The organism is Candidatus Infernicultor aquiphilus (genome assembly GCF_002784285.1).
In the GTDB taxonomy this organism is placed as follows: domain Bacteria; phylum Atribacterota; class Phoenicimicrobiia; order Phoenicimicrobiales; family Phoenicimicrobiaceae; genus Infernicultor; species Infernicultor aquiphilus.
The window spans coordinates 1-7413 of sequence record NZ_PFKO01000204.1 but is presented as its reverse complement, the minus strand read 5'-3'; the positions used below and the strand labels follow the sequence as shown (position 1 = coordinate 7413).

Sequence of the window (7413 nt, the reverse complement as noted above, 5' to 3'; positions counted from 1 at the left end):
ATATTTAAAAAAGATATGGAAAATTTGATTTCCTCTTTAAGAAAAAAAATTCCTCTTATCTTTGAAAGTAAAAGATATCAAGCTAATAAAAAATCTATTATAGAAGATTTAAAAAATAAACAAAAAGAGATGGTAAAAAAATTTGAAAAAAGAGTTAATAAAGAAAATTTTACCTTAGTTCAAATTCAAATGGGAATTTATACTAAACCAGAAATTCTACCTATAATTACTGGTAAACCAATAAATTTAGATAAATTAGAATCGATGGTAGAATTGAAACAATTCTCTGAAAAAGATTTTAAGATAATTCAAAAGAAATATAATGAATTATCATCTCAATTGAGTGAGATATCCAAAGAAATTAGTAATATTGAGAAAGATCTAAACCAAAAATTATTTTCCTTAGACTATAAAATGGTTTCACCTATGGTAGAAGAATTGATATCTGAATTAAAGGAAAAATACAAAAATAAAAAAATAAACCTATACTTAGATGAAATTAAAGAAAATATATTAAATAATATCGAAAAATTCCAGGAAAAGAAAGAAAAAGAAACCCCGGTTATCCCAGGATTGGTTATCCGTCCTGCAAAAGACAACTTTAAAGAATATGAAGTAAATGTAATTGTAGATAATTCTGAAACAAAGAACTCGCCAATAATCATCGAAACTAACCCTTCTTATAAAAATCTGTTTGGCAGCATTGAAAAAACCTTAGATAAATTTGGACACTGGAGAACAGATTTTACCAGAATAAAAGTAGGCTCACTTTTAAGGGCTAACGGTGGATTCTTAGTATTAAATGCTTACGATACCTTAATTGAACCAGGAGTGTGGCCGGCATTAAAAAGAAGTTTATTACATAGAAAAATAATAACTCAAACCTATGATCCCTTTTATATGTTTACCACCTCTGCTTTAAAACCTGAACCAATAGAATGTAATACCAAAGTTATTATGATTGGCGATCCTTTTCTTTATTACCTTCTTTATTCAGGTGATGAAGATTTTAAAAAAATTTTCAAAGTTAGAGCTGACTTTGACTCCATAACTAAAAAAGATAACAATAGTATTTATCAATATACTTGTTTTATCCAAAACATCTGTCAAAGAGAAAAATTAAGACCATTTGATAAAAGTGGCCTATCTGCAATTATCGAATATGCTGTCCGTTTATCTGGCAGACAAAATAAAATGTCCACTCAGTTTAATAATTTAGTAGATGTCTTAAGAGAAGCTAGTTATTGGGCTAAAGAAGACGATAGCCCTATAGTTAATGAGAAATACGTAGATAAAGCTATAAATGAAAAGATTGAACGGCTTCGATTAGTAGAAGAAAAAATTCAGGAAATGATAGAAGATGGAACTATAATGATTGATTGCCAAGGAGCGGTAACTGGACAAGTTAATGGTTTAACTGTATATGACTTAGGTGAATACTCTTTTGGTAAACCTACTCGTATAACCGCAAAAACTTCTATGGGAAGAGCAGGAATAATAAATATTGAAAGAGAAGCTGATTTGAGTGGTAAAACCCATAATAAAGGAGTACTCATCTTGAGTGGTTATCTTAGAGCAAAATATGCTCAAGATAAGCCTTTAACTGTCAGCGCCAGTATCTGCTTTGAACAATCTTATAGTGGTGTAGAAGGAGATAGTGCCTCTTCTACAGAAGTTTATGCTTTACTTTCCAGTTTGGCTGACTTACCATTAAGACAAGATATCGCCATCACTGGCTCTATTAATCAAAATGGAGAGATTCAACCTATAGGGGGAGTAAATCAAAAGATTGAAGGTTTCTATGAGGTGTGTAAATCTAAAACACTTACTGGAACTCAGGGAGTAATCATACCTGCTCTTAATATTTTAGATTTAATGTTACGAAAAGATGTGGTAGAAGCGATAAAAGAAGGAAAATTTCATGTTTACCCGATAAAAACCATTGACCAGGGGATTGAAATATTAACGGGAGTAAAAGCCGGGGAGAGAAAAAATGATGGAAATTTTGAAGAAGATACAGTAAATTATTTAGTTGATAAAAAATTAACTGAATTTGCTAAAAAATTAAAAGAATTTGGTACAGAAATGAAATAATAAGAATAAGTCAAAAATATTTTTATTAAAAAAGAGGATTTTTAAAAATAATGTTGAATATATAAGTATAAATTCTTTTGGTAAATTTCTTCGATTTTATCCGTAAAATTATAAAATATTAAAAAAGAAAGGGTGATATATATGCATAAAAATAAATTAAAAGCAAATTTGGTATTTTTTTTAATTTTTTTTATAATCTTTTTTGCCACTACTGCCTTCGCTAACTACGAGACAGAAAAATTACTACAAGAAATTATAGAAAGCAAAGAAGCAAAACCTGATACCTTCACCTATATTAATATGGGTAATTTTTATTGTTCGTTGGATCTATATGAACCCGCTGAAAAAGAATACGAAAAAGCTTTAAATATAGATAAAACAAATATATTAGCCAGGATAAATCAGAGTTATGCTTTGTATAAAATGGGAGAAAGAGAATCAGCCCTTACCAATCTATCTCAAATTATTACCGAGGACCCTAATAATGCCTTTGCTTATTATGTAAAAGGGATGATCTATAAAAATACGCTCGAATATGATTTAGCCATCAAGGAATACGAAAAAGTTGTTGAACTTATTCCTCAAAATGACAAGCTTATTTCCGAATTAGCTCAACTCTACCAGGATAATGACCAATTTATTGAAGCAACGGAAACTTATATAAAATTGGGTAAGCTTAAACCCAGCCCTCATATCCTGGACAATTTTTTAGCTTACCAGGTAAGTGCTACTGGTTATTTAAATTTAGGTGATTATTATAGTAGTATAGGGAACATTGATCAAGCGATATCTGCCTATAACAAAGTTACTCAATTTAGTGAGGATAAACGGTCAATAGCTATAGCCTATTATCGATTAGGACTTATTAATCTAAAAGGCAAAGAATACAAACAAGCTATAATGGAAAAAGTATTATCCCAAAAATTTTACCCGCTATACATCGAAGATTTCACTTTTGATAATTTTGCTCAAGCCTTTATTGAAATAGGTGATATGCATTATAATGCGGGAGAGCTCCAAAACGCTTATCAAAACTATGAAATTGCTTTACAATTAGCAGACTCAAATTATATTCTTTCTGAAGCACATTATAAATTAGGCTTATCTTATTACCGCAGTCAAGATTATGAAAATGCCGTAAGAGAAGGAGAAATTGCCTTAAGCCTAAACCCCGAATATTTATCTGACCAAGAAAGATTAATCGATCTTTTAATTGCTAACTCCTGGTCTAATCTTACTAAAAAAATAACAATTAGCAATTAGTGATGAGTAATAGTCAATAATTTTTAATAAATAAAATCGAGGTGAAAGAAATGAAAGCAAATAAAATAATTAAAGGTTTAACTCTAATACTTATAGGAATAATCTTCTTAGCCAATACTTTAGGAATATTAGACTGGTCTGTATGGTCAAATATATTTAAACTCTGGCCTCTGCTTTTAGTAAGTTTAGGCTTATCTTTAATTTTAAGAGGAAAGGGCCTTTCTTTTTTAGGACCACTAATTATATTACTGGCAATTATATTAGGAGCTGGAGCAATTTATATGGGAATTAATTTTGAAGGGAAAATAGTAAGTGAAGTAAAAACCCTAAGTCGAGAAATAATCGTCGAAGTTCAAAAAGCCCCGGAAGCTGAATTAGTTCCGGAAGTTAAAACACCCTCTGAGACTGAAACAGCTCCAGAAGTTGAATCAGTTCAAGAAGCAGAAGTAACTCCCGAAGTTAAAGAATCCCCTAAAATCGAAAAAGCTTCCATTGAATTAAAATTTGACGTAGGTAAACTTACCCTAAACGAATCTACCCCCCTACTTTATGAATGCATTTCTCAATATAGATATAAAGAATTTGAACCTTTTGAAAAATTCTCCCGTACTGAAAAAGAAGCCAATATCATTATTTATCATTCACCAGTAACTAAAAAAAGAATTTCTAATGATATTAAAAATAATTGGGAATTAAAATTAAATAATCAAATAATATATAATCTATCTATTGAAACGGGAGCTATCAATATGGAGAGTAACTTATCAGGATTTAAAGTAGAAAAACTTTACATTAAAAGTGGAGTAAGCAATATTAACTTGGTGGTTCCTAAATATAATTCTAAAATAATTATAGATACGGGAGCATCTAATATTGATATTGCCATACCTGAAAATGTGGGAGCAACAGTGAATATTGATTCGGGAATTTCTGCCAAAGACCTTGACATTAAAGACTTCACTAAAAAAGATGGTACTTACATTTCCAATAATTATAATTACTCAGAATTTAAAACAACCATAGAGATTGATTGTGGGGTTTCCAATATAGATGTTAATTATATTGATATTCCCTGATAGCCATATCATTACACACCAAAAAGTAAATAAAATAGTAAGGGGTATGATGCATCATACCCCTTACTATTTTATAGCAATTTTACAGATAAATGTTATGATATAAAATAAGTTCAAGTCTCTTAGTATGATAACCTATAAAAATAAATCCATTATTGCGGAGTACGGTAAGTCAATGAAACTAATTCTGGTTGATATCCCTAATTTTGAGCCTGAAATAAATTTCGAAATCGAAAAAAAGATTTTGGAAATAGGCAAACCAGATAGTTTTATCTTAAGGTTCTGGCAAAATAACCCATGTGTGGTTTTGGGAAAATTTCAAAAAGAAGAATATGAAGTAAATCTTGAATACATTAAGAAAAAGAATATTCCGGTCTTCAAAAGATTTACTGGAGGCGGTACTGTTTTCCATGATCAAGGAAATTTAAATATAACCTTCTGTAAAGAAAAAGAAAATATTCTATTTTCAAAATATGTCTTAGAAGAAGCAAAAGGAATAACAGAGATAATTTTAAAAGGGATAAAAGAAGTCTACAAAAATTGTGAAGTCAAGGAAAGAAATTCGATCTTTTTGGGAGAAAAGAAAATTTTAGGTTCTGCTATTGCTCAAAAAAATAATAAATTTTTTTATCACGCCTCACTTCTTATAAATTCTAACTTAAAAGAATTGAAAAAAGTAATAAACTGGGAAGAAAAATATCCCGAAAATACCAGGTCTCCCATTAAAAGCCAGAGAAGCAAAGTCACCAACCTTTCATTTTACACTCCTTTGACCATAGATATGGTAAAAGAAAAAATATTGAAAAATTTTCTACAAACACTTAGAATAGAAGAAAATAATGTAAAAAAAATTTACAATAATGATTTTTTTGAAGATAAAAAATAATTTTTAATTGGTAGAGTTGATTTATTATTTTAGGGATTGGATAAAATGACAAAAGATCATAAAAACTTAAAAAATATAGAACCAGTAAGGGTATCTCCTGAAGAGTTAAATAGAAGAAGGGAAACAAATAAAGTTTGGTTCTCTTCAATCGTTTCCCTTTTGGAAAAATTTATTTCCAAAATAAAAAAGAAAGATTTTTTTATTTCCTTTATAGATTCTGATAGAGTCGTTTTAAAAACAATTTCACCAAGTGGAGGAGAGGGAGTTTTCACAGAAGGTGTTGTTATCAACGAAGAATTTTTTGGAACTACCTCGATAGAGTGTTCTCTTACTCGCAATGAAGAAGTAGAAGTAATAGGATCTGATCATACCTTATTGCAATTAAAAGATTGGGCTTGCGCTTCTTCCCCGATTCATGATTCCGAAGGAAATATTTACGGGGTTATATCTTTTACCTCAAAATTAAATAATTATCCAGATTATGGATTAGGAATCATCTCCTCCCTTTCTCAAGCAATAGAAAAAGAGGTAAGATGGAGAGAAATATCAGAATATTTTAAACTCTCTAAAAAATACCTGGATATAATAAGTAAAGGGACAAAAGATGGAATTATATGTCTTGATGAAGAAGCAAAAATCTTATACATGAATGAAGCTGCCGGAGAAATACTCCACGTTGATATAAAAAACTCATTAGGAAAATTTATTGTGGATATTGTAGATTTTAACCCGGTTATTTTATCTGTCTTTAAAACACATGAAGGTTACACTGACCAGGAGTTTATTATCAATAGTCCTCTTTGGGGAACACTTCATTTTATAAAAAGCGCCGTAGTGGTAAGAGACGAAAAGGGAAATTTTGCCGGAGTAATAGATTTCTTCAGAAAAATAGGCAGAGTAAGAAAATTTGTCACCTCATATATTGGCGCCCAGGCAAAATTTAATTTTTCAGATATCATAGGTACCAGTCTTAAATTGAAAGAAGCAATTAGAATTTCTAAAATTGCCTCAAAATCTAATTCCAACGTCTTAATTCTGGGAGAAACCGGCACCGGGAAAGAAATGTTCGCTCAAGCCATCCACTATGAGGGGTTAAGAAAAAATGGACCTTTTATGGTGATAAACTGTGGAGCAATACCGCGGGAACTTGCCGAAAGTGAATTCTTTGGGTATGAGCCTGGGTCGTTTACCGGAGCAGATAAAAGAGGAAGACCGGGGAAATTCGAGTTAGCCAATAGAGGCACTATTTTCCTTGATGAAATCGGTGAGTTTCCCCTGGGACTTCAGGTAAAACTTTTAAGAGTTCTTCAGGAAAGAAGCATTACTAGAATTGGAGGTACAAGGGCAATTGCGATAGATATCAGGATAATAGCTGCCTCCAATAGAGATTTATCAAAAGAAATAGATAATGAAAATTTCAGAAAAGACCTGTACCACAGGTTAAATGTAATACAAATTAATCTCCCTCCTCTAAAAGATAGAACTGAAGATATTCCAATTTTAGTGAATTATTTTGTGGAAAAGCTTTCTGTAAAATTACAAAAAAATATAAAAAAAGTAGATGATTCATTTATTAAACCTTTAACTACTTATCACTTCCCGGGAAACGTTAGAGAGCTTGAAAACATCATAGAAAGGGCGTTAAACATTTGCGAAAATAATGAATTAAATATATCTCATCTCCCCCGTGAAATAATAAAAAATAATCCTTCTCTTAAATCTATAGATGAAATAAAAAGAGAATCCTTAATTCAAGTTCTTCAAGATACAAAATGGAATATTTTAAAAACGGCAAAAATCCTGGGGATATCAAGGCCTACAGTTTATCACCATATCAACAAGTGGCATATTCAAAAAAAATCCTAAAAATATCTTTATTATTCAATTTTCCTTTTAATAAATAACTTTCTATAGTGTAAATATATTTTACATAGAAGTGTAAAAGAATATTTTATAATTTTACACTTCTATGTTAAGCCTTCCCTTAAACTCCTTATAAAATAATGTCTTTCCAAATTAATGAATCTTGGCACAGAATTTGCTTCTATACTTCTAATAGAATTTCAAGAAATACACATGGAGGTAATGATATAT

Annotated in this window: 5 protein-coding genes; all 5 read left to right on the top strand. The window is 30.3% G+C overall.

The window, feature by feature from the left end; genetic code table 11:
* Positions 1–2094 (top strand): Lon protease family protein (locus COZ07_RS05435; protein ID WP_406607565.1); only part of this gene is annotated, 2094 nt, incomplete at its 5' end.
* Positions 2095–2235: 141 nt separating this feature from the next.
* Complete coding sequence (locus tag COZ07_RS05430) at positions 2236–3357, top strand: lipopolysaccharide assembly protein LapB (RefSeq protein WP_406607564.1); 1122 nt, start codon at positions 2236–2238, stop codon at positions 3355–3357.
* 50 nt (positions 3358–3407) lie between these two features.
* On the top strand, positions 3408–4433 hold the full coding sequence (locus COZ07_RS05425; RefSeq protein WP_406607563.1) for a toast rack family protein: 1026 nt from the start codon (positions 3408–3410) through the stop codon (positions 4431–4433).
* Positions 4434–4608: 175 nt separating this feature from the next.
* Positions 4609–5319 (top strand): lipoate--protein ligase family protein, encoded by a 711-nt coding sequence (locus COZ07_RS05420; protein ID WP_406607562.1) that lies wholly within the window; start codon positions 4609–4611, stop codon positions 5317–5319.
* Positions 5320–5364: 45 nt separating this feature from the next.
* Complete coding sequence (locus tag COZ07_RS05415; protein ID WP_406607561.1) at positions 5365–7185, top strand: sigma-54-dependent Fis family transcriptional regulator; 1821 nt, start codon at positions 5365–5367, stop codon at positions 7183–7185.
* The last annotated feature ends 228 nt before the right edge of the window (positions 7186–7413 follow it).

Excerpts from the sequence above, each read along its gene's own strand:
- COZ07_RS05425 (WP_406607563.1), top strand. The coding sequence starts at position 3,408 with ATGAAAGCAAATAAAATAATTAAAGGTTTAACTCTAATACTTATAGGA.
- COZ07_RS05415 (WP_406607561.1), top strand. The coding sequence starts at position 5,365 with ATGACAAAAGATCATAAAAACTTAAAAAATATAGAACCAGTAAGGGTA.
- COZ07_RS05420 (WP_406607562.1), top strand. The coding sequence starts at position 4,609 with ATGAAACTAATTCTGGTTGATATCCCTAATTTTGAGCCTGAAATAAAT.
- COZ07_RS05430 (WP_406607564.1), top strand. The coding sequence starts at position 2,236 with ATGCATAAAAATAAATTAAAAGCAAATTTGGTATTTTTTTTAATTTTT.